This is a genomic window from Clostridium sp. OM05-6BH (assembly GCF_003481635.1).
GTDB lineage: Bacteria > Bacillota > Clostridia > Lachnospirales > Lachnospiraceae > Butyribacter.
Genome location: NZ_QULH01000002.1, coordinates 286,280 through 312,895, shown reverse-complemented (window position 1 = coordinate 312,895; position 26,616 = coordinate 286,280). Strand labels below are relative to the sequence as shown.

At 41.1% G+C, this 26,616-nt stretch carries 23 protein-coding genes; 22 read left to right on the top strand and 1 reads right to left on the bottom strand.

What is annotated here, in order from left to right:
* Window positions 1-3 precede the first annotated feature (3 nt).
* From DXB73_RS03925 to DXB73_RS03865, 13 genes are all read left to right on the top strand, one after another.
* Window positions 4-1,017: a HAMP domain-containing sensor histidine kinase gene (locus DXB73_RS03925; protein WP_022024974.1), complete on the top strand. Its 1,014-nt coding sequence runs from the start codon at window positions 4-6 to the stop codon at window positions 1,015-1,017.
* 118 nt (window positions 1,018-1,135) lie between these two features.
* Complete coding sequence (locus DXB73_RS03920; RefSeq protein WP_118690211.1) at window positions 1,136-1,819, top strand: ABC transporter ATP-binding protein; 684 nt, start codon at window positions 1,136-1,138, stop codon at window positions 1,817-1,819.
* Window positions 1,816-4,590, top strand: a complete 2,775-nt coding sequence (locus tag DXB73_RS03915) for an ABC transporter permease (protein WP_118690210.1) — start codon at window positions 1,816-1,818, stop codon at window positions 4,588-4,590. Before DXB73_RS03920 ends, DXB73_RS03915 begins: the two co-directional genes overlap by 4 nt.
* A gap of 153 nt (window positions 4,591-4,743) precedes the next feature.
* Window positions 4,744-5,106, top strand: a complete 363-nt coding sequence (locus tag DXB73_RS03910) for a zinc ribbon domain-containing protein (protein ID WP_022025361.1) — start codon at window positions 4,744-4,746, stop codon at window positions 5,104-5,106.
* Between the two features lie 289 nt (window positions 5,107-5,395).
* Window positions 5,396-6,202, top strand: coding sequence for an ABC transporter ATP-binding protein (locus tag DXB73_RS03905; protein ID WP_118506393.1), 807 nt, complete (start codon window positions 5,396-5,398; stop codon window positions 6,200-6,202).
* The gene (locus DXB73_RS03900; protein ID WP_118690209.1) at window positions 6,202-7,389 is read left to right on the top strand and encodes an ABC transporter permease; all 1,188 of its coding nucleotides are present in this window, start codon (window positions 6,202-6,204) and stop codon (window positions 7,387-7,389) included. Before DXB73_RS03905 ends, DXB73_RS03900 begins: the two co-directional genes overlap by 1 nt.
* Before the next feature lie 44 nt (window positions 7,390-7,433).
* Window positions 7,434-8,318: a YhfC family glutamic-type intramembrane protease gene (locus DXB73_RS03895; protein ID WP_022025363.1), complete on the top strand. Its 885-nt coding sequence runs from the start codon at window positions 7,434-7,436 to the stop codon at window positions 8,316-8,318.
* A gap of 128 nt (window positions 8,319-8,446) precedes the next feature.
* Window positions 8,447-11,086 carry an LTA synthase family protein gene (locus DXB73_RS03890; RefSeq protein ID WP_118690208.1) on the top strand — a complete coding sequence of 880 codons (2,640 nt, stop codon included), beginning with the start codon at window positions 8,447-8,449 and terminating at the stop codon, window positions 11,084-11,086.
* A gap of 48 nt (window positions 11,087-11,134) precedes the next feature.
* Window positions 11,135-11,503: a CidA/LrgA family protein gene (locus DXB73_RS03885; protein ID WP_022025365.1), complete on the top strand. Its 369-nt coding sequence runs from the start codon at window positions 11,135-11,137 to the stop codon at window positions 11,501-11,503.
* Between the two features lie 39 nt (window positions 11,504-11,542).
* Window positions 11,543-12,235, top strand: a complete 693-nt coding sequence (locus DXB73_RS03880; RefSeq protein WP_022025366.1) for an LrgB family protein — start codon at window positions 11,543-11,545, stop codon at window positions 12,233-12,235.
* 40 nt (window positions 12,236-12,275) lie between these two features.
* A complete protein-coding gene (locus DXB73_RS03875) occupies window positions 12,276-13,139 on the top strand; it encodes a DUF1266 domain-containing protein (protein WP_022025367.1) in 864 nt (287 codons plus the stop codon).
* Complete coding sequence (locus DXB73_RS03870) at window positions 13,136-13,855, top strand: histidine phosphatase family protein (protein WP_118506389.1); 720 nt, start codon at window positions 13,136-13,138, stop codon at window positions 13,853-13,855. Before DXB73_RS03875 ends, DXB73_RS03870 begins: the two co-directional genes overlap by 4 nt.
* 59 nt (window positions 13,856-13,914) lie before the next feature.
* Complete coding sequence (locus DXB73_RS03865; protein ID WP_118690207.1) at window positions 13,915-14,499, top strand: Maf family protein; 585 nt, start codon at window positions 13,915-13,917, stop codon at window positions 14,497-14,499.
* A gap of 201 nt (window positions 14,500-14,700) precedes the next feature.
* Here DXB73_RS03865 and DXB73_RS03860 read toward each other — a convergent pair whose 3' ends face one another.
* On the bottom strand, window positions 14,701-15,927 hold the full coding sequence (locus DXB73_RS03860; RefSeq protein WP_022025371.1) for an argininosuccinate synthase: 1,227 nt from the start codon (window positions 15,925-15,927) through the stop codon (window positions 14,701-14,703).
* 407 nt (window positions 15,928-16,334) lie between these two features.
* On the opposite strand from DXB73_RS03860, the gene argC reads away from it, so the two are divergent.
* From argC to DXB73_RS03815, 9 genes are all read left to right on the top strand, one after another.
* On the top strand, window positions 16,335-17,375 hold the full coding sequence (argC, locus tag DXB73_RS03855; RefSeq protein ID WP_118690206.1) for an N-acetyl-gamma-glutamyl-phosphate reductase: 1,041 nt from the start codon (window positions 16,335-16,337) through the stop codon (window positions 17,373-17,375).
* A gap of 96 nt (window positions 17,376-17,471) precedes the next feature.
* Entirely contained in the window at window positions 17,472-18,386 is a 915-nt protein-coding gene (gene argB, locus DXB73_RS03850) for an acetylglutamate kinase (RefSeq protein WP_022025373.1), read from the top strand.
* A 47-nt stretch (window positions 18,387-18,433) separates the two neighbouring features.
* The gene (locus DXB73_RS03845) at window positions 18,434-19,609 is read left to right on the top strand and encodes an aspartate aminotransferase family protein (protein WP_022025374.1); all 1,176 of its coding nucleotides are present in this window, start codon (window positions 18,434-18,436) and stop codon (window positions 19,607-19,609) included.
* Window positions 19,610-19,711: 102 nt separating this feature from the next.
* Window positions 19,712-20,161: a DMT family transporter gene (locus DXB73_RS03840; protein ID WP_118690205.1), complete on the top strand. Its 450-nt coding sequence runs from the start codon at window positions 19,712-19,714 to the stop codon at window positions 20,159-20,161.
* Window positions 20,162-20,399: 238 nt separating this feature from the next.
* The gene (locus tag DXB73_RS03835) at window positions 20,400-21,014 is read left to right on the top strand and encodes a helix-hairpin-helix domain-containing protein (protein ID WP_118690204.1); all 615 of its coding nucleotides are present in this window, start codon (window positions 20,400-20,402) and stop codon (window positions 21,012-21,014) included.
* A gap of 44 nt (window positions 21,015-21,058) precedes the next feature.
* A complete protein-coding gene (locus DXB73_RS03830; RefSeq protein WP_118506427.1) occupies window positions 21,059-21,745 on the top strand; it encodes a response regulator transcription factor in 687 nt (228 codons plus the stop codon).
* A 59-nt stretch (window positions 21,746-21,804) separates the two neighbouring features.
* Window positions 21,805-23,238 (top strand): HAMP domain-containing sensor histidine kinase, encoded by a 1,434-nt coding sequence (locus DXB73_RS03825; protein ID WP_022025378.1) that lies wholly within the window; start codon window positions 21,805-21,807, stop codon window positions 23,236-23,238.
* A gap of 28 nt (window positions 23,239-23,266) precedes the next feature.
* Window positions 23,267-24,238 (top strand): GerMN domain-containing protein, encoded by a 972-nt coding sequence (locus DXB73_RS03820; protein ID WP_182448192.1) that lies wholly within the window; start codon window positions 23,267-23,269, stop codon window positions 24,236-24,238.
* On the top strand, window positions 24,204-26,582 hold the full coding sequence (locus DXB73_RS03815) for a DNA internalization-related competence protein ComEC/Rec2 (protein ID WP_118690202.1): 2,379 nt from the start codon (window positions 24,204-24,206) through the stop codon (window positions 26,580-26,582). Before DXB73_RS03820 ends, DXB73_RS03815 begins: the two co-directional genes overlap by 35 nt.
* The last annotated feature ends 34 nt before the right edge of the window (window positions 26,583-26,616 follow it).

Sequence of the window (26,616 nt, the reverse complement as noted above, 5' to 3'; positions counted from 1 at the left end):
GATTTGCGTTTTTTAAGAAATACGGAATTTCGAGTAGAATTGATCCTGTTGACCATTCTGTTTGTCGCTGCAATTATCGGAATGTATATGCAGTGCGGTACGATCGCTGCTGTCTATTTACTGATATTTTGCGGCGTCATTTTTTGTCTGTATATCAGCTACAGCGTTGTCAAATACCGTAAAATGGCTTCGCTGGCAGAACAGATCGATCGGATCTTACACGGCGAAGAACTGCAGATCATGGAGCATTGCTGTGAAGGCGAATTTGCCGTATTGGCAACGAGTATTGATAAAATGGTGCAGCGTATGTTAGAACAACAGTCTATTCTTCAAAAAGAGAAAGTATTTTTGGCAGATTCTATGGCAGATATTTCCCATCAGATGAAAACTCCGTTGACCTCCATCTCTTTACTATTGAATTTATTGCAGGAAGAACATCTTTCCGAAAAGAAACGTCTGCAGTATGTGCAAGATCTGATGAAACTTACCGGACGTATTGACTGGATGGTGTACGCACTGCTTCGGTTAGCAAAACTAGATGCCGGAACCGTACAGTTACAGCAAGTCCCGTACCAGATCGAGGATTTGATCAAGGCAGCGGTAACGCCGTTAGAGATTGCTTTGGATATTCGAGACATCACACTGGAAGTGCAGATGCAGCCGGATTTACAGCATCGTGGTGATATAAGCTGGATGACAGAGGCTGTCAGCAATATTTTGAAAAACTGCATGGAACATACACCGTCAGGTGGACATATCCGTATTGTAACGAAAGACAATCCGCTCTATCTTTTGATAAAGATCACCGATAGCGGAAGAGGCTTTACCAAACAGGATCTTCCGCACATTTTTGAACGATTTTACCGCGGACAAAATGCCGATACAGACAGTGTTGGCATCGGACTTGCTTTGGCAAAACGTATCATTATTGCACAAAATGGCACGATCCGAGCCTACAATCATAAGAAAGATGGCGGTGCCGTATTTGAAATTCGAATGTATAAAGGTGCTGTGTGACAAAATTGTCACAATAGAGTCATTAAGGAGTCACCTGTATTTTCTATACTTTGTATTGTAAAAAGAAATGGAAAGCCCAATATGTGAGAAATACATTTGGGAGAATGGAGGGATTACCTTGGAAATCTTAAGAGTTGATAATCTGAAAAAAGTATATGGAAAGGGTGAAAATGCTGTACATGCACTGGATGGTGTCAGTTTTTCAGTAGAACAGGGAGAATTTGTAGCGATCATCGGACCGTCCGGTTCCGGAAAGTCTACGTTACTTCACATTCTCGGTGCGGTTGATGTTCCGACTTCCGGTAAAGTGATCATGGGCGGCAAAGATGTTTTTGCACAAAACGAGGAAGCACTGGCAATATTCCGCAGACGCCAGGTTGGCCTGATCTATCAGTTTTATAATCTGATCCCGGTATTGAATGTAACCGAAAATATTACGTTGCCGGTATTATTAGACGGACGCAAAGTCAACGAACAACGTCTGCAGGAAATGATCAGTCTGCTTGGTCTTGACGGACGCGAAAAACATCTGCCAAACCAATTATCCGGCGGCCAGCAGCAGCGCGTGTCCATCGGTCGAGCATTGATGAACGCACCGTCTGTTGTATTGGCGGATGAGCCGACCGGTAATCTGGACAGCAAAAACAGTCAGGAGATCATGAACCTGTTGCGGGAATCCAACGAAAAATTTCACCAGACTTTGATCATGATCACACATGATGAAAATATTGCACTACAAGCAGACCGCATCATTGCGATCGAGGACGGCAAAATTGTAAGAGATGAGGTGAATCGGGCATGAATATAATGAATCGCTTCACACTTCAGACATTATATAAAAACAAACTGCGCACGTTTGTGACGATCATCGGTATCATTTTATCAACAGCAATGTTTACCGGTGTCACATCTATCGTCACCAGTTTGCAGCAATATCTCATTAATTTAGAAATTAACGATAACGGACGTTGGGAAGGCCGCATTAATACCGTATCCATGGACGAAGCAAAAGCAATTCTTAAGGATAAAAGCATTCAATCGGGAATTTCTTTAGACAATATCGGATACAGCAAATTAAATGGCGGTGCCAACGAATCTAAACCTTATGTATGCGTAGAATCCATTCCGGCAAACACACAAAAACTGATCTCAATAAAGCTGACGGAAGGGCGTATGCCGGCCAATGATGGAGAACTGGTCATTTCTTCGCATATTCAAACCAATGGCAACGTTACGTACAACGTCGGTGACACCATAACATTAAACGTCGGAACGAGAACCGTCAACGGCACGACCGCCTCACAGTGTGTTGAATATACCAAAGGGGCTGAAAAGATTGAAAACACGGTCAAAAAACAATATAAGATCGTAGGAATCTGTGAACGACCTTCGTTGGAAAACTTTAATGCTCCCGGATATTCGGTATTTACCACGGGAGATACGTCTGCAATACAGCATGATGTCTTTTTTACGATGAAAGACTCTCATAAGATCGATCAACAGATTAAAAATCTGCTAAAAAAATACACCGACAAAAATAGCAGGGAATTGTTGATCGATGACGACTATGCGATCCATTTAAATCTGCTTCGTTATATGGGGACCGCAGAAAGCGGCAATTACCTTGCTATGCTGAACACGATGGCAGGTGCATTGATCTTTATCATTGTTTTAGCCAGTGTCACATTGATCTATAATGCCTTTTCGATTTCTGTCAGTGAACGTACAAAGCAGTTCGGACTGCTAAAATCAATCGGAGCCACCAAAAAACAGATCCGTCATTCCGTATGTTTTGAGGCATTGTGTCTGTGTGTGATCGGCATTCCAATCGGCATTTTGTCCGGTCTTGTTGGAATTGGAGTCACACTGCATTTTGTAGGCAAGATCATTGGTCCATATTTGAACAATACCAAAGGTGTAAATCTGACACTTGCGATAAGCCCCGCTGCGCTGCTTCTTTCCGCAGTCATTGCAGTGATCACGGTCCTTATCTCGGCGTCGATCCCTGCCAGAAAAGCAGTGAAACTTACTGCCATAGACGCACTCCGCGAAAATCACGACATTCGTATTCGAAGCCGCAAGATCCGCAGCACAAAATGGATCTATCAAGTATTTGGCTTTGAAGGAATGCTTGCCAATAAGAACTTTAAGCGAAATCGCAGGAAATACCGATTGACCGTCTTTTCTTTAGCAATCAGTGTCATCCTTTTTATCGGCAGTGCATCGTTCAATGGTTATATGGCCAGCTCGATAGATATGTCTCTGCAGGAAATGACCGCTGACATTACCTTGTCTGTTTCTAACGATGATATGAAACACCAAAGCGCAGAGAAGTCCTACCAAAAAATGAGATCACTACGCGCTGTAGACGATGCTTCCTATTCGAAATCCGCGATGAATACGTATGTGATCTTAGATAAAGAGCAGATCGATACAAGCTATTACCGCTTTAATAAATCCGGTAATAACCAAAATGAAAACACCGGATTCCATGCTAAAAATGCTGGTGATAAAGTGATCTTACCGGTACAGTTATCCTTTATTGATGACAGTTCCTACCAAAAATATTTGGAAGAACACCATCTGAACGTGTCCAAATATATGGATACTAAAAAACTGTGTCCGCTGATCTGGGATGAGAGTATTCTTTGCTCAAAACAAACCCAGAAAGCAAAGAAGTTTAACATCCTGCAAAATGGCTTTACACCGGATAAAATATATTGTATCCGCAACATTTCGGGTTATTACTATACCGAAGATTTTACGAATATTGATCTGAAACGCATGGAATTTCCATTCGCAAAAGGTTCCGAAGAATATGATTATGATGCAATAAAAATGATGCCGGAAAAACAGGCGTTAAAAAGTATATCGTTAACTGATGGCAAAGTAGTGGACAACCAAGATTATAAAGCACCTTTAGGAATAAATGCGTTCGAATATGCTGATCAGATCACGATGACATTGCCGTTAAGTGCCAAAGAAACCATGTTTCATTCTGTAAGTTTTTTGGATCAGTACGATTTTAATTTTACAGCCAAGGATTATAACACAGCCTACACCTCGATCAGTAATTATTTGAGAAATGATTCCGGCTTTGCAAAATCCGTAGCTAATAATCTGTACAGTCCGCGTATGAATAACGATTCTGTAAGAGTATTGCTGCTGATCTTTAAGATCTTTACGTATGGATTTATCATTTTGATCTCATTGATCGTGATCGCCAATATTTTCAATACGATCTCGACCAATGTGATGCTTCGACGCAAAGAATTTGCTATGTTAAAGTCTGTTGGAATGACGTTAGGTGGATTTGACCGAATGATGAATTACGAATGCCTGTTATATGGCGTCAAAGGACTTCTCTTTGGACTACCGCTTGCCTTTTTGTTAAACTTCGCAATCTATCATTCCCTGTTAGGTGCAATGGACGTCGGTTTCCAGATCCCATGGGGCAGTGTTGCCATCGTTGTCCTTGGTGTCTTTGTGGTTGTATTTGCCAGCATGATGTACTCCATGCATAAGATCAAAAAAGACAATCCGATCGAAGCTCTCAAAAACGACAATATATGATGCTTCGGACAGCTTCGTACACTCATTGAAATAGCCTCCAAAATATGCTATGATGTGTTTTGAAATGTGGAGAAGAGCCGGAAACCGCTTTTCTCCATAAAAATATAGCAGGAGAGTATACACCGAGACGTTCGGTGTGGAATGGAGGAACGTATGGCATTTTTTGACAACATGAAAGAAACATTAACTTCCGCAGGAAGAGACGTATCACAAAAAGCAAAAGAAGTTTCAAACATTGCAAAGCTGAAAATGGATATAAAATCTAAACAAGATGCACTTGATAAACAGTACATTGAGCTTGGAAAGCATTATTATGAAATGAATAAAGAAGGAGAAGTGGATAATGCCGGCATTGCCAATGTCAGCACTCTGACAAATGAGATTGCTGCATTACAGGCAGAGATCTTAAAGATACAAGGCGCTTGCGTATGTCCACAGTGTGGCATGACACTTCCGGAAGGAACTGCTTTTTGCAGTCAATGCGGAGCCAGCATTGTACCACCAAATAACAATTGATTCAAACTTTCCATACCGGAAGTTTGAGTAACTGAATAACAACAACCGTCCATTTGGGACGGGCGGGGGCAAAGCATTAAGCTTTGTCCTTTTTTTGTTCATTAGGAAACTACTGATGTGCGGCGTGACAAAAGTACCGTGTCGACGTTACTTTTTTGATGATTTACTGGATTTTTGAGCGTATTTCTGTTACAATGTGATAATGTGCGTTAATAAGCCAGATAACATCTGCAAACACTGAGTACCTGCATAGCGAAATAGCGATCGACTGCAGGGACGGGAGGTATATATGGATAACGTGTTATTGCACGCAGAGGGATTATGTAAGACATTTGCTCTCTCCAAGAAACAACAAAAAATAGAACATACCGGTGCCAAGAAAAGAGTTGCCGTCAATCATTTATCTTTCGATGCAATGGAGGGTGAGATCTTCGGACTTCTCGGTCCAAACGGAGCCGGTAAGACGACGACGCTCCGCATGTTAGCAACGTTGATCAAACCGGATGAGGGGGATGCTGTCATTGGTGGTTATTCCGTGCAAAAAGAAGCAGAGCAGGTTCGGCGTAAGATTGGATTTTTGACCAGTGAACTTCGATTGGAAGAATTTTTTACTCCAAATTATTTGTTTGATTTTTTCTCGGATCTCCATCAGGTGCCGGCTAATCTTCGTAAAGAGCGAAAGAAGCACTTATTCGAGATCTTTGGCATTGATGAATTTGCGGAAGTAAAGATCGCCAATCTATCTACCGGAATGAAGCAGAAAGCATCACTTGCTATCTCTTTGGTGCATGATCCGGATATTGTCATCTTTGATGAACCAACCAACGGTTTGGATGTTTTGACTGCGAGAGTTGTAACGGATTTTCTGCTGCAACTAAAAGCAGAGGGGAAGACGGTGATCGTATCCACGCATATATTCAGCCTGATCGAGCGTATCTGCGATCGTGTCGGTATTATTATCAATGGAACGATGATCGAATGTGGTACGTTAGCAGAAATATGCGCCGGTAAGAGTTTGGAGGATCGCTTTTTTGATCTGTATCAGGATCATGTCGGCCGGGAAGAGACAAACATTTCAGGAAAGGAGCGTGCATAATGAATTCTACGATCTTAACTGTTATGCGCAAAGAATTGGCACGCTTCTTTGGTGACTACCGTATGGTAATGACGACCATTCTTTTACCGGGAATTTTGATCTTTGTACTGTATCAGTTTATGGGTGACGCCATGTTAAGTCAGTTCACAACGGACAAATTTGCGCCGAAATGTACCGCAGTCAATATACCGGACGATTGGTCTGCAGAATTGAAAAAAAACGGTTTTCGGATCCATAAAGGAAATGCGGATACCATGGATTCTGCCCGCCAAAAGGTCAAAGACCAAAAGGCAGAGCTATGCATAGTTTTTCCGGAAGATTTTGCAAAGCAAGTAGAAGAATATGAGGTAAGCAGCGGTAAACCGGCCCCTAATATTGCAATTTATTATAATTCTGCATCGACGGATTCCGCGAACGCTTATGATACGTTGTGTACTTACCTCGATCAGAAGGAATCTGCCATGGCCAATAAATTTGATGTTAATCATGCGGATTCCAAAGCAGATACCTTTGATATGGCAGATGACAAAGATTCTACCGCACAGCTTTTTTCTTCGATGCTGCCATTTTTATTGTTGATCTTTTTGTACAGCGGATGTATTTCCGTTGCACCGGAATCCATAGCAGGAGAGAAAGAACGCGGTACGATCGCATCGTTGCTGATCACTCCGGTCAAACGAAGCCATATTGCACTTGGTAAAATTGCTGCATTATCGATCATTGCACTCCTAAGCGGTGCATCCAGTGCGATCGGAACCATTGCTTCCGTACCAAAATTGATGTCCGCATCGACCAATAAAATATCTGGTACAAGTTATGGTGTCGATGACTATATCATGCTGGGGATCATTATCTTATCCACTGCATTGGTGCTTGTCACACTGATCGCTCTGATCTCAGCATTTGCCAAAACGATCAAAGAGGCACAAACCTATGTAACACCATTAATGATCGTTGTGATGTTGATCGGTATTACATCCATGTTTGGTTCGGGTGCCAGATCGCAGATCTATTATTATCTGATCCCGATCTATAACAGTGTCCAGTCTATGGTCGGTATTTTCTCGTTCCATGTGCATGGATCATTAATACTTACCACTATCGCCTCTAACTTAGTAGTCACCGCTATTGGTGCAGCTTGTCTTGCTAAAATGTTTGACAGCGAATATATTATGTTTCATAAATAGGCAGAACATTTTTTTGCAGATTTAGAAAGGAAGGAACGTATAGAATGATAGATAGTTCGATTATGAATTTGATGATGGAGTTAGCAACGTTTAGCTTTATTGTTCCATTAGTGCTGATTATTGTATGGAAACTGCGTACCCGCAAAAGTCTGATTCCGGTCTTTATAGGTGCTGGTATATTTTTTGTGTTTGCCTATGTACTCGAGGCAATACCACATACCTTTTTCCTGCGAATCAATAGTCCGGTATCGACGTTCCTTACAGGAAATCCATGGGCGTATGCTTTATATGGCGGTATTATGGCGGCCCTTTTTGAAGAAACGGGACGATACATTGCTTTCCGAATATTTCTTAAAAATCATGCTGAACGTGAGACGGCAGTATCCTATGGCTTGGGACACGGTGGCATTGAATGCATTATCGTGTTAGGATTAGGTCACTTACAAAATTATACCTACTGTCAGTTGATCAATAATGGTCAAATGGATAAATTAATTGATAAAATGGCAGGAAATGATACCGCGATTGCTTCCTATCAATCGATAGTAGACTCTTTATCCAAAATGAACGTCTATACATTGATGTTAGGAGGATTAGAGCGTGTCGCAGCGTTGTTTTTGCAGATTGCATTGTCTGTATTAGTTTTTTATGCCGTTCGTAAAGCGGATAAGATCAAATACCTGTGGATCGCTATGGGAATTCATGCATTAGTGGATTTTATTGCAGCGTTTTACCGCGCAGGCATTGTGCCATTATTGGTCGTAGAATTATGCATTGTGATCCTGACTGCCGGTGCTTGTAAATTAGCATATCAGCTATATCAATCTCTTCCGGCCAGTGCAGTCCAAAAGAAAAATACTACAGAATGGGCTTATGCAAAACAAAGTTATAAAAAAGATACAAATAGAGAAAATAAACAGGAAGAATAAATGTTTAGATTACATAGCAAGACTAACATTTTGCTATGTAAGAATTGTTAACACAATTTTCTGGCAAATGAAAAATATGTAATCTGTACGTAAGCAGACAGATTATAGAAAGGCATGGTGAGAATTTCATGAGTATGTTGCAAAAGTACTTGCACTTTTCCAAAAAAAGAGTTGCGTGTTTTATCTTTATCAGCATCGCAATCTTTGTATTACAGTTTGTACTTACCGGTTCTATGCTTGCAAAACAGCAGGTAACAACGGAAGCGGGCAACTCACAGAGCAGTGTGATCGGTATTTTAGATGATACAGAGATTATCCGTCAGAAGTTTCAATTTGATCGTAAAGTCGTGTTATCCGGTTTTACGTTAAGTTTTGGCTCTTTTGAATATGATAAAGTAGGAACTGATCTGCATATTCAAATGTTAGATGGAGAAAATATAACCGTATATGAGACAACAATTCCGGTCAAAGACATAAAACCGGATGCAACGTATACCGTAAAAATGGATCATACGGTAACGATCCCGAAAGGTGTTACCTGTTGTCTGGCACTAAATTGCAGCAATGGCAACCGCCCTTATGCAACGTTGCCGACACTAAATACGACCAATCGAACAGATCCGAATCTGACATTGTCTACGCTGAATATGCGTACACAAAAGAAGTCGCTGACAATCTCTTATACGTATTATTATCGTTTGCTGCTTCCATTTATCGTAATGATCTTGGAATTTGTCGTATTGTTTGTACTCTGCTTTGAGCGTGTCACAGAATACGCACCTCGTCTGCGCAAAAGACACGACAAACTGCTCCGTAGATCCGACAAATCCGGCGAAGCGATCAAAAAGAGATTAAAAATCCGTAATTTGAAAGATTTTGTCAAATGGTGTCTGGCAGAGCGTAAGGTATATCGTTATGCCCGTAGGACGGTATTGATATTAAATCCATTTTTGTTGTTCCTAATGTTGGAACTGCTAAATGGAACTTTTCAAAAAACGTATCCGAATGTCTGGATCTTTACCTGGGTCTTTTTGGGAGCAATACAATTGTTGATCTTTGGTGTGATCGGCAATGCGGAGAGAGCTGCGCTTATACTTGATATCATATTGTTCCCGGTTGGTCTGGTCAATTTTTTCCTAATGAATGTTCGAGGAACTCCATTCCTTCCGGCTGATATTTTGGGTGTAACAACTGCAACCGAGGTCGCTGACAAGTATCATTTGACGATGACACCATCACAATTTGTTGCGATTCCAGCATTTTTCATTTGGTGTCTTCTGTTGTTAAGACTACGCGGTGATAAGAAAAAACGCGCTTTCAAACAGAAACTGTTGCGACATGTTCTTCCGGTTGTCACTTCTGCAGCCTGCATCGTTCTGTTGTATTCCACACCGATCCTGGAGACCTGCGGGATCAAAGATAGCGTGTGGAACAAGGTGGTTTCTTGTCAGAACAACGGTTTCTACCTCAACTTTTTCATCAATTTACATTACCTGCGTGTGTCGACGCCATCCGGTTATTCACAGGCAAAGGTAAAGGATATTCTATCAGATTTTGAAAAAGAGAATACTAAAACTGATGGAAACAGCAGCGAAGAGACGAACACAACGCAGTCCAACAAAAAGCGCACGTATAACAAAGACTTTAGTACTAATCAAAGTCTTGGCAACAAGCAGCCAAATATTATTTTGATCATGAACGAAAGCCTTGCAGACTATTCTCTGGTCGGAAAGGTTAATTATAACCGTGATCCGCTTGCTTTTATTCATAGCCTGGATGAGAACACCATTTATGGACGAGATTATGTGTCTATCTTTGGTGCAGGAACCAGTAATTCTGAGTTTGAGGCAATGACAGGAAATACAATTAAGTTTTTCCCAAGTGGAAGTAATGTGTATCAACAGTTTATGCATGAGTCCACCTTTGCGTTGCCTGGTTATCTCAAAAAACTTGGTTATCGCTGTGAAGCAATTCATCCAAGCAGCGGTGCTAACTGGAACCGTACGGCTTCTTATAAGAGTATGGGCTTTGATCAGTTTTTGACGATCGATGACTTCAAAAATCCGGAATATGTTCGTTATATCAGTGACAAGGAAAGTTACAAGAAAGTTATCGAGCGCTACAAAAATAAAAAGGAAGGCCAGCCGCTCTTTGTATTTGATATGACAATTCAAAATCACGGCGGTTATCTGACCAATACGAATTGGAAAGATCCGGTTTATCCGGAAGGCAGTCATTTGCCGGAAGCAAAAGAATTTTTGTCAGCAACCAAAGTATCCGACGATGCATTTCAGTATTTGGTAAAATACTTTGAAAAACAGGATGAGCCAACCATCATCTGTATGTTTGGCGATCATCATCCATCGATTGAAACCGAATTTTATGAAACGCTTCTCGGCAAAAAGCAGAGTGACTGGGGCTTAGAAGAGATCCAGAAACGATACGCAACGCCGTTTATCATTTGGGCAAACTATGATATTGAAGAAGCCAAAGAAGTCTCGATCAGCAACAACTATTTGGAGAATATGTTGTTAAAGCAAGCAGGTATTACATTGCCGCTTTATAACCAGTATATCGAAAAAGTATCTCAGGATATTCCTGCAATGAATGTCAATGGATATATGGATATGAATGGAAAGTGGCATAATTATGGGGATTCCGAATCAAAAACCGTTTCATCACTTCTGCATAACTATGAAATTTTGCAGTATGGTTACTACAGTGACAGTGATAAAACAACAATGAAAAAATTATTCCAATGGAAGTAAATACGTTGGAACGCAAGAAGAGTTTATCAGAAAGGCAGATGTTTAATTATGAAGTATTTTAAACAATTTTGTATGATTCTTCTGGTGTCATTTGCGGGGGAAGTGCTTAAATTAGCGCTTCCTTTTCCTGTGCCGGGAAGTATCTATGGAATGTTGTTATTGTTTATTGCACTATGCACCGGAGTTATCCGTTTAGAACATGTCCGCGAAACAGGACTCTTTCTCGTAGAGATCATGCCGATCTTGTTTGTTTCTGCAGGCGTTGGACTCATGGATTCTTGGGGGGATCTGCGTAAGATTTTACTGCCGGTTCTCCTGATCATGCTAGTCACAACTGTGATCGTCATGGTCGTATCCGGATATGCAACGCAATTTATTATGCATCACAAAACAAAGAAAAAGCAGCCTAAAGACTGATCATATATATTCTTATAGAAAAGAGGTTATTAAGTCATCATGATACAACTATTACAAAATTCATTATTTTTTGGCGGCATTGTTACACTGCTTGCCTATGAGATCGGTTTATTGATCAGGCACAAATTTAAGCTTGCAATATTCAATCCCCTGCTTATTGCAGTAACCTTGATCATTGTTTTATTAAAGGTGTGTAATATTCAGTATTCTGTCTACGAAAAGGGGGCAGTGTATATTAACTATTTGCTGACTCCGGCAACAGTTGCCTTGGCCATACCTTTGTATGAACAGTTGCAGATCTTAAAGAAAAACGCGATAGCGATATTTACCGGAATCATAGCCGGTACCGTAGCAGGTCTAGCCTCTGTATTAGGACTAAGTGTATTGTTTGGACTGACTCACGAACAATATGTCACACTACTTCCAAAGTCCATTACAACCGCTATCGGCATGGGGATTTCCGAAGAACTAGGCGGCATTGTGACAATTTCCGTTGCAGTGATCGTTTTGACTGGTATTTTTGGAAATATTATGGCAGAATATATCTTAAAGTGGTTTCATATTACGGATTCCGTTGCAAAGGGAATTGCCATCGGCACTTCATCCCATGCGATGGGAACAGCTAAAGCAATTGAAATGGGCGAAGTAGAGGGTGCAATGAGCGGCCTTTCCATTGCAGTTGCAGGTATGATCACCGTAATCGGTGCTAATATATTTTCTATCTTTTATTAAAAGATAGGGAAGTTGTATATTACAGGTATGGAGGAGAAGCATGAGCAAACAGAAAAAATGGATAACCTATGTATGCATTACGGCAATACTTTGCAGTACTTTGATCGGCTGCAGCAGTAATAAACAGACCACCGTAGACAAACAGGCATCACCCACACCAAAAGTTCTCGTAAGCGACGAGGACAAAAATTCAAATCTTGGACAGTGGGGACGTGCCATGGGTTCTGTTTTGATCGCGATCAACGAAGGCAACGTATATTATTTCGGTGGATACGAACCGACGGATGGCAATCAGAAAGCGGCCGCTGCGATCTTGCAAAAGAGCTGGAATATTTCAAACCGCAAACAGTTGATCGACCAAATGTATGATTTACTGCATACAGGTTCCCGTTCGACATACCGTAAGGAAGCGGCACAAATGCGCTCGATGTCAGCCAAAGAGTTAAAAACTGCCATGAAGCAATTGTCCGGGGATATGAAAGTTCATTATGAAATGATCCGTTACAATTGGAAAACTTGGAGAAAGAAGGGGCTTCTCGCTTGGGATATGTGCCGCATTTCCCATTTAGCACAATGGGGTTATGTAGCAGGTTATCTGACGATTTCTGAGGCACAGGCAGTGATCGAACCTGCTGCCAAAAAATTAAAAGCCAATTTTACAAGCTGGGACGAAGTACAACAAAACTGGCTTGATGGCTATGCGCTATATGCATCTATCGATGTGTCTGCTGCCACCGGTACCGATTATGAAGTCCGTAAAGCCAAATACGAACAGCTAAAAGCTGACGACCAAAAGAACACAGATACAAAACTTTATGACGATACACTTTTTACGAAAGATATTATTCCGGTTACCGGAAGCAATGCTGCAAGTCTTTGGAAAGAAAGGAAGAGTGCGAAATGATCTTTTATTTGATCCGACATGGCAGACAAAATAGCAGTGACTGTAATGTAAATGTACCTTTGGCAGATGCCGGCATAAAACAGGCTGAGCTTCTTGGCAAAAGACTACGGAATTATTCCATTGATGCGGTCTATTGCAGTGATCTGATCCGTGCCAAACAGACTGCCGAAATTGCCTTTTCGCATAATGAATTTTTATTGGATCATCTGCAGGTTCGATCCGGACTTGCAGAAATTGATTTCGGCGATCTTACCGGAATTCCGGATGCGCAGGTAAAGAGTTTTTACGCAAACTATTATAAACAACAACAGCATTTATTTGAGCAAAAACGCTCCAATAGACAAAGTAAACAACCGGTAACAATCGATTCCCCTGCCAAATATGTCGGTGATTTCTTTGTCCCGGTAGAAGAGATGATCTATCCTGGTGGGGAAGATGGTGCAATGTTACTTGATCGCGTCCTTCCGGTATTTGATGAAATTTTACATACAGATGCTAAACAGGTCGCTGTGGTCTGTCATGGCGGTGTTATTCGTGTGTTGCTCTGCGCATTGTTTGGCGGCAGTTTTGCTCGACGGCTCCAATTTGGTACTTCATTGGAAAACTGCAGTATCACAGCAATCCATTATGATGAAACATTACATGGATTCTTTTTGGACCGTTTTAACGACAGCGCGCATTTAGAGGGACATCCGGAATTATTCCGCGGTCATTGACCGATCATTATGTTAAGCTCAGATTGCACTCACACTCAGACAAGGAAAGGATTGACACAATGAAAAAAATCATTTTAGCCTCCGGTTCTCCACGACGTCAGGAACTTTTATCACAGATTGGCATTTCCTTTGAAGTACGTACCAGCGATGCCGATGAATCGTTGCAGGATCAAAGCCCTTCAGAAGCGGTGGAAGAGTTATCTTTTCGAAAAGCAAGCGATGTAGCGTCAAAACCAGAATATTCAGATTGTTATATACTTGGTGCAGATACTGTCGTTGCATTACAGGATGGCACGATTCTGGGAAAACCTTCGTCCGAAGAAGAGGCCTATGCGATGCTAAATGCACTTCAGGGAAATACCCACAGCGTATATACCGGCGTTACGATCATAAGCACTGATACAAACAGTCAGAGAGCACATACCTTTCATGTACGGACGGATGTTACTGTCTATCCAATGACAAAGCAGGAGATTACGGACTATATTGCAACCGGCGAACCAATGGATAAAGCCGGTGCATACGGAATTCAAGGTGCTTTTGCAGCATATATCAAAGAAATTCATGGTGATTATTCAAATGTAGTTGGACTTCCATTAGGTGCATTGGTTCACGAATGGAAAATGCATTTTCCTTCTAACTAAAAAAATAGTCTATTGTACAATACAATATTATGATAAAAAAAGCAAAGCCAGCGCTTTGCTTTGCAAGAATTGCTAAAGCAATTCTTGGTAGCATCACACTACATAACAGCAATTGCCTATTAAATAAAAGAAAACAGCTATTACCATAAATTCGGATAATAGCTGTTTTATATTTTGTTGACTGTTAAAAACAAGGACAAATTATTTGTCGTTTAATTCTACGAAAGAACCAAGCTTCATAGCACGAACCTTAGAAGACAGTCCGAACAGATTGATGAATCCCTCTGCATCTTTATGGTTGTAAAGCTCACCGGTTGTGAAAGATGCAATATCTTCATCATAAATGGAGTATGGAGAAGTGGTTCCCTGTTTGATAATATTACCTTTGTACAGTTTGAACTTTACTTCACCTGTTACATATTTCTGTGTGGACTCAATGAATGCCTGCTCAGCCTCACGAAGTGGCGTAAACCATTTGCCTTCGTAAACAATATCTGCAAACTTGTTGCCCATATCTTTCTTAGCTGTATATGTATCACGATCTAAGATCAATTCCTCAAGCTGCTGATGTGCTTCCATAAGAATTGTTCCACCCGGTGTCTCATATACACCACGAGACTTCATTCCGACAACACGATTTTCTACAATATCAACGATACCGATACCATGCTTGCCGCCCAATTTATTTAAGGTGCGGATGATGTCAGATACTTTCATTTCCTTGCCATTGACAGACTTTGGAACACCCTTCTCGAATGTCATAGTAACGATTTCGCCTTCATCCGGAGCCTTCTCCGGAGTAGTACCAAGTACAAGCAAATGATCATAATTAGGTGCATTTGCAGGATCCTCTAATTCTAAGCCTTCGTGGCTGATGTGCCATAAGTTACGGTCACGGCTGTAGCTGTTGTCTGCTGAGAATGGAAGATCAATTCCATGATCGCGGCAATACTGGATCTCAGACTCTCTGGAATCCATTGTCCAGTTTGGATCTCTCCAAGCAGCGATAATACGAAGATCAGGGGCGAGTGCCTTAATACCAAGCTCAAAACGAACCTGATCGTTACCTTTACCGGTAGCACCATGGCAGATCGCAGATGCGCCCTCTTTACGAGCAATCTCTACCAATCTCTTAGCGATCAATGGACGAGCCATTGAAGTACCTAATAAATATTTGTTCTCATAAATAGCATTTGCCTGAACACAAGGAACGACATAGTCATCACAAAACTCATCGATAACATCCTCAATATATAATTTGGATGCACCACAAGATTTTGCACGCTCCTCCAAACCATCCAACTCGCTTTCCTGTCCGACATCAATGCAGACACAGATTACTTCGTAATCATAGTTTTCCTTCAACCAAGGGATGATTGCTGTGGTGTCAAGTCCGCCTGAATAGGCAAGAATCACTTTTTCCTTCATGTTTTTTCCTCCATTCCGCCGTGACTACGGCATATTATTCTTTTGCGATGGCATGATCTGCCATACAGATAACAGTATAAACACAATTACAGTTGATTGCAAATCCTTTTTCCTTTTTTACTGTAATTTTGTATCACTGTTATGACTGTTTATAAATATACATCATTCTGCATATTTATTCAATACTATTTTCTGGTGAAATGATCTTATTTTGAATGATTTATTAAGTAGAAATCGTATTCTGATCAATCTTTTTTTAAAATTCACGTAATGTATAAATATCTATTGCAATCAAAAAGCAAATGACGTATAATATTGAGCTGATGGACGTTTTTGCCTAAAAGTTGTAGATACATCACGTCCATTGTTATGAATAAATATACATTTTAGCAGAAACGAGGGATTTTATGATTCGAGTAGGCATTATTGGTTCCACCGGATACGCCGGACAGGAATTGGTCAGAATTTTGTTGCAGCATCCGGATGCAGAGATTGTATGGTATGGTTCACGCTCCTATGTAGATGAAAAATACAGCAGTGTGTTTGGTAATATGGTGAATCTTGTTGACGCCAAATGCATGGGCGAAAATATGGATGAATTAGCGAAACAGGCAGATGTGATCTTTACCGCAACACCACAAGGATTATGCGGTTCTCTGGTAAATGAAGAGATATTATCAAAGACAAAGATCATTGATCTGAGTGCAGACTTCCGTATTAAAGATGTTGCTAAATATGAAAAATGGTATGGCATCAAACATCAGAGTCCACAGTTTATTAAAGAGGCTGTTTATGGCTTATGTGAAGTCAACCGTGAGGATATAAAAAATGCGCGCCTGATCGCTAATCCGGGTTGTTTCCCAACCTGTTCCACATTATCCATCTATCCAATGGCAAAAGAGGGCCTGATCGATATGAATACTGTGATCATTGATGCTAAATCCGGTACCTCAGGAGCCGGCAGAGGCGCTAAGGTTGCGAATCTTTACTGTGAGGTAAATGAGAGTATTAAACCATATGGTGTTGCTTCTCACCGTCACACACCGGAGATCGAGGACCAGTTGTCCTATGCCTCCGGAGAAGAAGTTCTTATTAACTTTACCCCACATCTGGTGCCGATGAATCGAGGAATCTTAGCAACCTCTTATGCGACTTTGCGAACAAAACTTTCCTATGAGGATGTAAAAGCTGTATATGATAAGTATTACGAGGATGAATATTTTGTTCGCGTATTAAACAAAGATGTCTATCCAGAGACCCGCTGGGTAGAAGGCAGCAATTTTGTAGATGTCAACTTCAAGATTGATGAGAGAACCGGAAGGATCATTATGATGGGTGCTATTGATAATGTTGTCAAGGGGGCAGCTGGTCAGGCAATTCAAAATATGAACTTAATGTTTGGTCTGCCGGAGAATACCGGGCTGAAGATTGTCCCAATGTTCCCATAATAAGAAAAATAGCCCGTCTGGGAAATTCAGACCTTTTGACTCTTTAATCTTATTAAGTAAAAAAGAAAGTACATAAAAGCGAGGATAGAAAAAACTATGAGTAACGAAGAGCAGCAAAGATATTTAGATAACATTACCGTCAAGGCAGAAACATTGATCGAAGCACTACCGTATATTCGAGACTTCAACTCAAAAAAAGTCGTTGTTAAATACGGCGGAAGTGCTATGTTAGATCACAATCTGGAAGAGAGTGTGATCAAAGATGTCGCCTTGTTAAAATTGGTCGGTATGCAGCCGATCATTGTACACGGCGGGGGCAAGGAGATTAGCAAATGGATCAGTAAAGTCGGTAAAGAAACACGCTTTGAAGAGGGTTTTCGCGTGACGGATAAAGACACAATGGAAATTGCTGAGATGGTTCTTAACCGCGTTAACAAAAATCTGGTATCCATGGTTGAACATTTGGGTGTCAAAGCGATCGGGCTTTGTGGAAAAGATGGCGGTATGCTTCATGTTCAAAAGAAAATGCCAAACGGAAAAGATATCGGTTTTGTCGGGGATATTGATCATGTTAACACCGAAGTGATCGATACACTTTTGGAAAATGATTATATTCCGATCATTGCACCTATCGGAATGGATGACGAGGGCAATACGTATAATATCAATGCTGATGATGCAGCATGTGCGATCGCAGGTGGTATTCGAGCAGAAAAACTGGCATTTTTGACGGATGTTGAAGGTGTCTGCATGAATCCCAATGATCCAACAACTTTGGTGTCTGTTCTGAATCTGATCGAAGCCAACAAATTAATAGAAGCCGGCATTATCAGCGGCGGTATGCTGCCAAAGGTCAACAACTGTATTCACGCTGTAAATTCCGGCGTTGGCAGAGTGCATATTTTGGATGGAAGACGAGATCACTGCTTACTCTTGGAGTTCTTTACAAAACGAGGTATCGGTACGGCGATCATTGGTGATGACAGTGGACGATACAGTAATGAGATTTAAGAAAGCCGGCACATAATATTAATTTGATAGAAATGAGGATGAGAACGATGACAATACAGGAAGCAGACAAACATTTTATTCATACTTACAATAGAAGTGTTGTATTCACCAAAGGTGAAGGTATGTATTTGTATGACGACCAAGGGAAAAAATACCTGGATATGGGTGCCGGTATTGCTGTATCAGCACTAGGATACAGTAACGAAGAATTTAAGCAGGCATTAAAAGACCAGATCGATGATCTGATCCATATTTCCAATCTTTATTACACAAAACCTGCGATCAAAGCAGCAGAACTAATATGCAATGTTTCTGGTATGGACAGGGTATTTTTTACAAACAGTGGAGCAGAGGCGATCGAGGGTGCAATTAAGCTGGCGAGAAAGTATGCTTTTAATAAAAATCCACAGAGCAAAGGTGAAGTGATCGCGATGGATCATTCTTTTCATGGCCGCACGATGGGTGCTTTGTCTGTAACCGGAACCAAACATTACAGAGAAGCGTTTGAGCCGTTGATCGGTGGCGTTTCTTTTGCAACTTACAATGATCTGGAAAGCGTTAAGGCACTGGTAACCGATGAGACCTGTGCAATCCTGTTAGAGACCTTGCAGGGTGAGGGAGGAATCCATCCTGCAACACCAGAGTTTATCAAAGGCCTGCGTACACTCTGCGATGAAAAAGATATCGCATTGATCTTTGATGAGATCCAGTGTGGTATGGGGCGTACCGGCAAAATGTACACCTATCAGCATTATGGTGTGACACCGGATATTTTGACTACAGCCAAAGCATTAGGTTGTGGTGTTCCGGTTGGAGCCTTCGCTGCCACAGAAAAATATGCCGTTGCGATGGTACCGGGGGATCACGGTACTACTTATGGCGGTAATCCGCTCGCAACTGCTGCCATTTGCGAAGTATTTCATCAATATGATAAATTGCACATTTTGGATCATGTTAATGAGATCGCACCATATCTGACAGAAAAGTTAGAAGCCTTGGCAGAAGCACATCCGGATAAAGTCAAAGAGGTGCGTGGCCTTGGTCTGATGCAGGGGATGGAACTTACGATCCCGGCTGGAGACGTAGTTGCAAAAGCCTTGCAAGCAGGCGTTGTTCTGATCAGTGCAGGTACAAATATTATACGTTTTGTGCCGCCACTTATTGTCGAAAAAGAGCATATTGATAAAATGATCAACGTATTAGATGACGTTTTATCCGAATAGAGCACCGCAAATTGGGAAACAACTTAATATAGAACTCTCACGAAGAGTCGGGCAGAATTTCGTCCGGCTCTCGTTGCTTTGGTAGAAGAAAGGAGAATTTCTATGTTAGGAATGTTGATCGGTCTATTATCCGGTATGTTGATGAGTATACAGGGGGTTTTTAATGCAGAAGTGACCAAACAGGCCGGTGTATGGGTAGCTGCAGGTTTTGTTCAGATCACTGCTTTCGTCATATGTGTGGCAGCCTGGTTTGTGACTGGTAAAGAAGGTTCCATCTCAGGCATTGTACAGGTAAAACCATGGTATATGCTTCTTGGCGGTGTCATTGGTGCATTTATCACATATACCGTCATTGTTGCGATCAATCAGCTGGGACCTGCGAAGGCTACGATGTTTATTGTCTCTGCACAATTGATCGTATCATATATTATCTCATTGTTTGGCCTATTTGGCACCACAAAAGCAGGATTTGCATGGACAAGACTGTTTGGCATTGCCGTAATGATCGGCGGTATCATGCTTTTTAAGTGGGATGAACTGTTTGGAAAATGAGCAGATGTCCTACAATAAACAACCATACCTTTGACAGACGCATCCGCTCGTTGTCTGTCAAAAATAGTAAGAAATATGTAAGAATTTTTGTAGATTCTTATACTTGTAATTATGAAAAAGATTCGTTAGAATAGAGTAAGGTTCGAAAGACATACATTCTATCCGTAAATATGTATAATTTGCGTATTTTCGATATTTATCAGACATTCCTGCCCGCTAATTCGCAGGAGGTAATGTTATGAAACAACAAAAATGGATCATTTGGATTATTTGTGGTGCCATACTATTTGGCGCAGGCTTTTGGTATACGAAAGGGCAAGATCCGGTTACGAAAGAATCAAATTTTCAGGCATCCGTATCAGAAAGCAGCGCTCCGGCTGGTGATACATCTAAGCCTGTGAATACGGATTCGTCTGAGATTGCCGTTTTCATTTGTGGTGCCGTGAAGCACCCTGGCGTATATCGTTTTAATGAGTCTGTCCGCATCTGCGATGTTATTGCATCTGCAGGAGGATTAACCAAAAAAGCAGACACCAATGCCGTCAATCAGGCTCGTTTCGTTCAGGATGGAGAGCAGATAGAGATTCCGCGCCGATCAAAGACAGCAAAGGATCAGCCACGCGCAGAATCCGATGCACAGACTGCATCTGCCACTTCGTCGGACAAGATCAGTCTCAACAAAGCTACGAAAGAGCAATTGTTATCGTTGCCTGGAATTGGGGAATCCAAGGCAAACGCTATCGTTGCCTATCGCACAGAGCATGGCAGTTTCCAAAAGATCGAGGATATTATGAATATATCCGGGATCAAAAATGGTGTCTTCGATAAGATTAAAAACAAAATAACTATTTGAAATAAAGAGAGACGTTTATGTTTAACGTCGAAAGTGAGGGAAATATGGCAAAGAAAGTATTGGTTGTAGACGATGAAAAGTTAATTGTTAAGGGAATTCGTTTTAGCTTGGAACAGGACGGCATGGAAGTTGATTGTGCTTATGATGGTGAGGAAGCTCTTTCACTTGCATCCTCCAATCAATATGATGTCATATTATTAGATGTGATGCTGCCAAAACTTACAGGTTTTGAAGTGTGCCAGCAGATTCGCGAATCTTCGGATGTTCCTATCATAATGCTGACTGCTAAAGGTGAAGATATGGATAAGATCCTGGGGCTGGAGTATGGTGCGGATGACTATATTACGAAGCCTTTTAACATTTTGGAAGTAAAGGCAAGGATCCGTGCTATTATTCGCCGAAGCAGTTCCAAAACAGCCAAAGAGCCTGAAAAGGTACTTTCATTTGAATCACTTCGCATTGATCTGGACAGCCGTAGAGGTTACATTGATGACAAAGAAGTGAATCTGACGGCAAAGGAATTCGACCTGTTGGAACTTTTAATGCTTCACCCTAATAAAGTATATAGTCGTGAAGAACTTCTCAATACCGTTTGGGGATATGATTATCCGGGTGATGTCAGAACCGTCGATGTACATATTCGAAGACTTCGAGAAAAAATTGAAACAACCCCAAGTGCACCAAAATATATCCATACCAAATGGGGTGTTGGCTATTATTTCCAACGATAGGCATATCCAGCCGTATGTATTACTATTTTGTGGCCTGACAGCCGTTTGGAGGAATCATTTTGCTTGAGCGAGGAAAAGAATTACTAGTGCAGATCCGCAGTATGCGGGTGCAATTGTTTGCCGTACTGGTGGTGATTGGTTTGATACCGGTCATCTTTTTTTCGAATATTCTAATTAATTCTTACGAGAAAAGACTGATCTCTCAACGAACGGATGAGATTCAATCTTATGGAACCGTCCTCAGTAACCTTGTTAACAGTTCTGAATATCTTACCGGACAGGAGGCACCTGAAGTTGAACAGGAGGCGGAATCTATTGCAACCATCTATCAGGGGCGTGTTTTGATCATCAATCAGGATCTGTCTGTCGTAACAGATACGTTTAATCTGGAAGTTGGCAAAACTATGATCTCCTCAGAAGTAGTTCGTTGCTTTGTTGATCATGAAAAACGTTACGTAAATGATCTCGGTGACTACGTACAGCTTACGATGCCGATCGTAAACGCGTCTACTGAACAGACGACCGGTGCGATCATTTTGACTTTTTCCACCAAGAATTTTCGTACAACTGCAAATGTGATCAACCGACGCAGCATTATTTTGATATTAACAATCGCAATCGTTATCATGTTTCTTGCGTTTGGTTACTCGGTTTTGATCACCAGACCATTACAGCGTGTTACAGAATCTATTGATGACATTGCCGCAGGAGATATGGACACTAAGTTAGATGTGCATACTTACTCCGAGGTTGAACGAATTTCAGAATCTTTTAACCGCATGATCGATGTTATCAGGCAGCAGGATGAAGCAAAACAAAGCTTTGCTTCTAATGTGTCTCACGAATTAAAGACACCATTAGCATCTATGAAGGTATTGTCAGATTCCCTGCTTTCTCAAGAAGGTATGCCGGAAGAATTATATCGTGAATTTTTGGTGGATATCACGCATGAGATCGAACGTATGACAAATATCATCAACGATCTTCTCACAATGGTAAAACTTGATAAAAATACTGCAGAAATGAATATTGTCAATATCAGTATCAACGATTTGATCGAACAGTTGCTAAAGCGCTTACGACCGATTGCTGCGGAACGTAACATCGAATTGATCTATGAGAGTTTTCGACCGATAATGGCAGATGTTGACGAGGTAAAACTGTCGATCGCATTGAATAATTTGATTGAAAATGCGATCAAGTATAATTATGACGATGGCTGGGTGCGCGTTACCCTCAATGCCGATCATAAATTTTTCTATGTCAAAATAGAAGATTCCGGTGTCGGTATTCCTGAAGATGTGCAAGATAAAATTTTTGATCGTTTTTATCGTGTTGATAAGGCCAGATCCCGTGATACCGGTGGAACCGGACTTGGTTTATCCTTAACACGAAGTACTGTGTTGCTGCACCGCGGCTCGATCAAGCTGCACAGTAAAGAAAAAGAGGGTTCTACCTTTACGGTGCGTATCCCATTGACTTATGTTGTCTGATTATATGAAAAAAATTGGAGGTGAGGTCGTGGAAGAAAAGACCATCGTTACAACTCATAAATATCATTTTGTCCCATGGATCGTTCTGCTTGTGATCGCTATATTGGTCTGGGCATTTCTTTTCGTACACGCACGCCCCCATAAGGATTATACCGGATACTATATTTATTGCATAAACGCTGCTGAAACGAAAGTGACTTACGAGAAATATGCTCCTAAGAATAAGAAAGGCGAAACTCTTATCAAGGAATTACTGCATAACCTTCAAAAAGAGCCTTCCGATGTATCTATGAAAAAAGCCATTCCGGACAATGTATCTGTTGATGACTTCGTTATTGATAACAACGGTGACCTGACACTTTACTTGGATGCCGCCTATGGCAATTATTCCGGAGTTAATGAGATTTTGCGCCGTGCTGCGATCGTTAAAACTCTCTGCCAGTCTAAAGATGTTCGTGCTGTGCAATTTTATGTTGCAGGACAACCGTTGACCGATTCGAATATGAATTCCATCGGCTATATGACTGCCGGCAGCTTTATTGATAATACAGACAGTGGTTCAACATATCGTCAGACCGCAACTGTAAATATGTATTTTGCATCTCGAAAAGGAGATAAGCTTGTTGAAGTACCGGTTGAGATTACATATGATGCGACAATTCCGTTAGAGCAGCTAGTCATTGAACAGCTTCTAAAGGGACCATCAACGATCGACGGTGTTTCTTCCAAGGATATTCAGGCAACAATTCCTAAAGATACGATCCTTAACAAAGTTACCATGAAAGAGCATACCTGTTATGTTGATTTTTCAGAGCAGTTTTTAAATAAACCGGACGGGATTACAGCAGAAGTGGCTATTTATTCTGTCGTTAATACATTGATCGAACTGCCGGATATTACAAAAGTGCAATTTAGTATTAACGGCAAACAGGAATTATTCTATAACGATTCTATGCCATTTGGAGATGTATTTACTAGAAATCTTGATCTTGTCCAGTGATTCTAAAGAGGTGATTTATATTCGCAGACCCTGTGTTTGGATCTGTACGATCTGTATGCTTCTGTTGGTCTGGTTTCATGCCACGCACATGCAGGAACAATGGCAGAAGAATTATCCATATGAGGCATTGCTCACTAAAAATAATGATAAGATAAATGCTTGCATAAAGGGAATTTATTATCGTGCAGAGTCTACTGATTCATCCAATCGTTTATATCTCAAAAAAGTATCTGTCCATATTTCCGGACAGAAAGTATATAATTTTTCCAATATGATCGTTTATTCAGATCAAACTTCATCACTTATTCCCGGTAATACGATACAGTGTTTCGGCACCCTGAAAAATTTTGCCACGGCATCCAATCCGGGCGAATTTGACCAAAAACAATATTATCGGGAGCTAAACTTCTATTATCAATTATACGCTGACCAGATCGAAGTGGTGTCCGGCCATTCTAACATATTTTTTACAAAATTGGATGAAATCAGACATCAATTATCAACTTCGATAGAATCCGGCCTGCCTGATAAGCAAGCTGGTATAATGCAAGCTGTTTTATTGGGTCAAAAAACAGAACTTCCTTCAGACATCAAACAGCTATATCAGCAAAATGGCATTGGTCATCTGTTAGCGATCAGCGGACTTCATGTCACGATCTTTTGTTTCGGTATTTTTCGCCTGCTGCTTATCTGCCGGCTGCCGAGGCGTATCAGTATTCTTGCAACCATATCATTTTTAATATCGTATGGACTAATGACGGGGTTTAGCATTTCAACCAGTCGTGCCGTTATCATGATGCTCTTGTTATTCGCAGCAGATCTGCTGCATCGAAGTTACGATTTACTTTCATCACTGGCAATCAGTGCCTGCATCATTACACTGCAAAATCCTTATGCTGTCTATTCCTGCAGTTTCTTATTATCTTATTTCGCTGTGCTCGGCATTGCTGCTATTTTACCCGCTCTGCAGATGATCATAGTAGGTGATTCCGAAAAGCGCCGCGCCAAACTCCGCAAAAAGAGGCGTTGGATACGAGAAAAACAGCAAGGTACGCTATTGGATAAATGCCAATGTAAACTCTTTCTTCTCCTGGAAAAAACAACACAATCGTTATTGGCCAGTGCCGCCATTCAACTAACTACACTGCCAATCGTACTGTTCTTTTTTTATGAGATTCCGGTCTACGGGATATTTCTGAACCTCTTAGTGCTGCCACTGGTTTCTTATCTGGTGCTGATCGGCGGCGTTGCATGTATACTAGGTCTGTGGCTGCCGTTTATGTCGCATTTTTTGTTCGGCACCACCTACTGCATTCTGTCGTTTTATGAATATTTGTGCAGGCTGTTCCAACGATTGCCAATTCATTCACTGATTCTCGGGCAACCACAAATATCTCGCATCGTGATATATTACATTATTCTTGCCTTATCTCTACTATGGATCAATAAACGCACGATTATCAAGCCTTATCCTTTGCTGATCTGGACTGCTGCAGTTATCCTTCTGCTTTTTCCCATTCCGCGAAAATACTTTAAGGCTGTTTTTCTGGATGTGGGGCAGGGGGATGGTATTTTACTGCAGCACACCGATGGCACTACATTTTTAATTGATGGTGGAAGCACCAGCAAAAACAATATAGGAGAGTATTGTTTGATTCCATATCTCAAATCACAAGGAATTCACTGCATAGATTATATGATCATGACTCATGCTGACAAAGACCATATATCCGGTCAGCTGGAATTAATGAAGTATGTTGCAGACCGCCAGGATATCCAAATCCGCAAACTTCTTTTACCATTGCCATCGCAAGAAATGCAGAGTGAAGAAGGATATCGCCAGATGATCACTGCTGCCAAGCAGGCAGATATTCCGATTCAAACAATATGTGCCGGCGATCATCTGCAAAAAGGCGCATTATCTGTTGCTTGTCTGCATCCAAAACCTTTTTTTGATGCTTCTTCTGCAAATGCATATTCTACGACTTTAGAAGTTACGTATTATTCAACAAAGATGCTATTATGTGGTGATCTGGAAGGTGACGGAGAGCAGTATGTCTTAGAACAGTTAAAGCGTTCCGGCACCAGATTTAACATTCTAAAAGTAGCACATCATGGTTCCAAAAATTCAACCAGTGCTGAATTTCTAGCGCAAGTGCAACCGCAATATGCGATCATTTCCTGTGGTAAAAATAATCGTTACGGCCATCCGCATCGGGAATTATTATCTCGTCTAAACAGCATATCTGCACATATATTATCCACTACCGAACAAGGTGCAATTACAGTTTATGCCGGCAGGGATTCCGTTAGCGTATTGGGCTATTTTGACAAAAACAAGTGATATTTTTGAGAATTTTTTGGAAAATTCCAATGAC

Coding starts and splice junctions, on each gene's coding strand:
- argC (WP_118690206.1), top strand. CDS start 16,335: ATGATTCGAGTAGGCATTATTGGTTCCACCGGATACGCCGGACAGGAA.
- DXB73_RS03860 (WP_022025371.1), bottom strand. CDS start 15,927: ATGAAGGAAAAAGTGATTCTTGCCTATTCAGGCGGACTTGACACCACA.
- DXB73_RS03915 (WP_118690210.1), top strand. CDS start 1,816: ATGAATATAATGAATCGCTTCACACTTCAGACATTATATAAAAACAAA.
- DXB73_RS03875 (WP_022025367.1), top strand. CDS start 12,276: ATGAGCAAACAGAAAAAATGGATAACCTATGTATGCATTACGGCAATA.
- DXB73_RS03865 (WP_118690207.1), top strand. CDS start 13,915: ATGAAAAAAATCATTTTAGCCTCCGGTTCTCCACGACGTCAGGAACTT.
- DXB73_RS03885 (WP_022025365.1), top strand. CDS start 11,135: ATGAAGTATTTTAAACAATTTTGTATGATTCTTCTGGTGTCATTTGCG.
- DXB73_RS03905 (WP_118506393.1), top strand. CDS start 5,396: ATGGATAACGTGTTATTGCACGCAGAGGGATTATGTAAGACATTTGCT.
- DXB73_RS03815 (WP_118690202.1), top strand. CDS start 24,204: ATGTATTTACTAGAAATCTTGATCTTGTCCAGTGATTCTAAAGAGGTG.
- DXB73_RS03895 (WP_022025363.1), top strand. CDS start 7,434: ATGATAGATAGTTCGATTATGAATTTGATGATGGAGTTAGCAACGTTT.
- DXB73_RS03900 (WP_118690209.1), top strand. CDS start 6,202: ATGAATTCTACGATCTTAACTGTTATGCGCAAAGAATTGGCACGCTTC.
- DXB73_RS03880 (WP_022025366.1), top strand. CDS start 11,543: ATGATACAACTATTACAAAATTCATTATTTTTTGGCGGCATTGTTACA.
- DXB73_RS03870 (WP_118506389.1), top strand. CDS start 13,136: ATGATCTTTTATTTGATCCGACATGGCAGACAAAATAGCAGTGACTGT.
- argB (WP_022025373.1), top strand. CDS start 17,472: ATGAGTAACGAAGAGCAGCAAAGATATTTAGATAACATTACCGTCAAG.
- DXB73_RS03910 (WP_022025361.1), top strand. CDS start 4,744: ATGGCATTTTTTGACAACATGAAAGAAACATTAACTTCCGCAGGAAGA.
- DXB73_RS03890 (WP_118690208.1), top strand. CDS start 8,447: ATGAGTATGTTGCAAAAGTACTTGCACTTTTCCAAAAAAAGAGTTGCG.
- DXB73_RS03840 (WP_118690205.1), top strand. CDS start 19,712: ATGTTAGGAATGTTGATCGGTCTATTATCCGGTATGTTGATGAGTATA.
- DXB73_RS03835 (WP_118690204.1), top strand. CDS start 20,400: ATGAAACAACAAAAATGGATCATTTGGATTATTTGTGGTGCCATACTA.
- DXB73_RS03845 (WP_022025374.1), top strand. CDS start 18,434: ATGACAATACAGGAAGCAGACAAACATTTTATTCATACTTACAATAGA.
- DXB73_RS03830 (WP_118506427.1), top strand. CDS start 21,059: ATGGCAAAGAAAGTATTGGTTGTAGACGATGAAAAGTTAATTGTTAAG.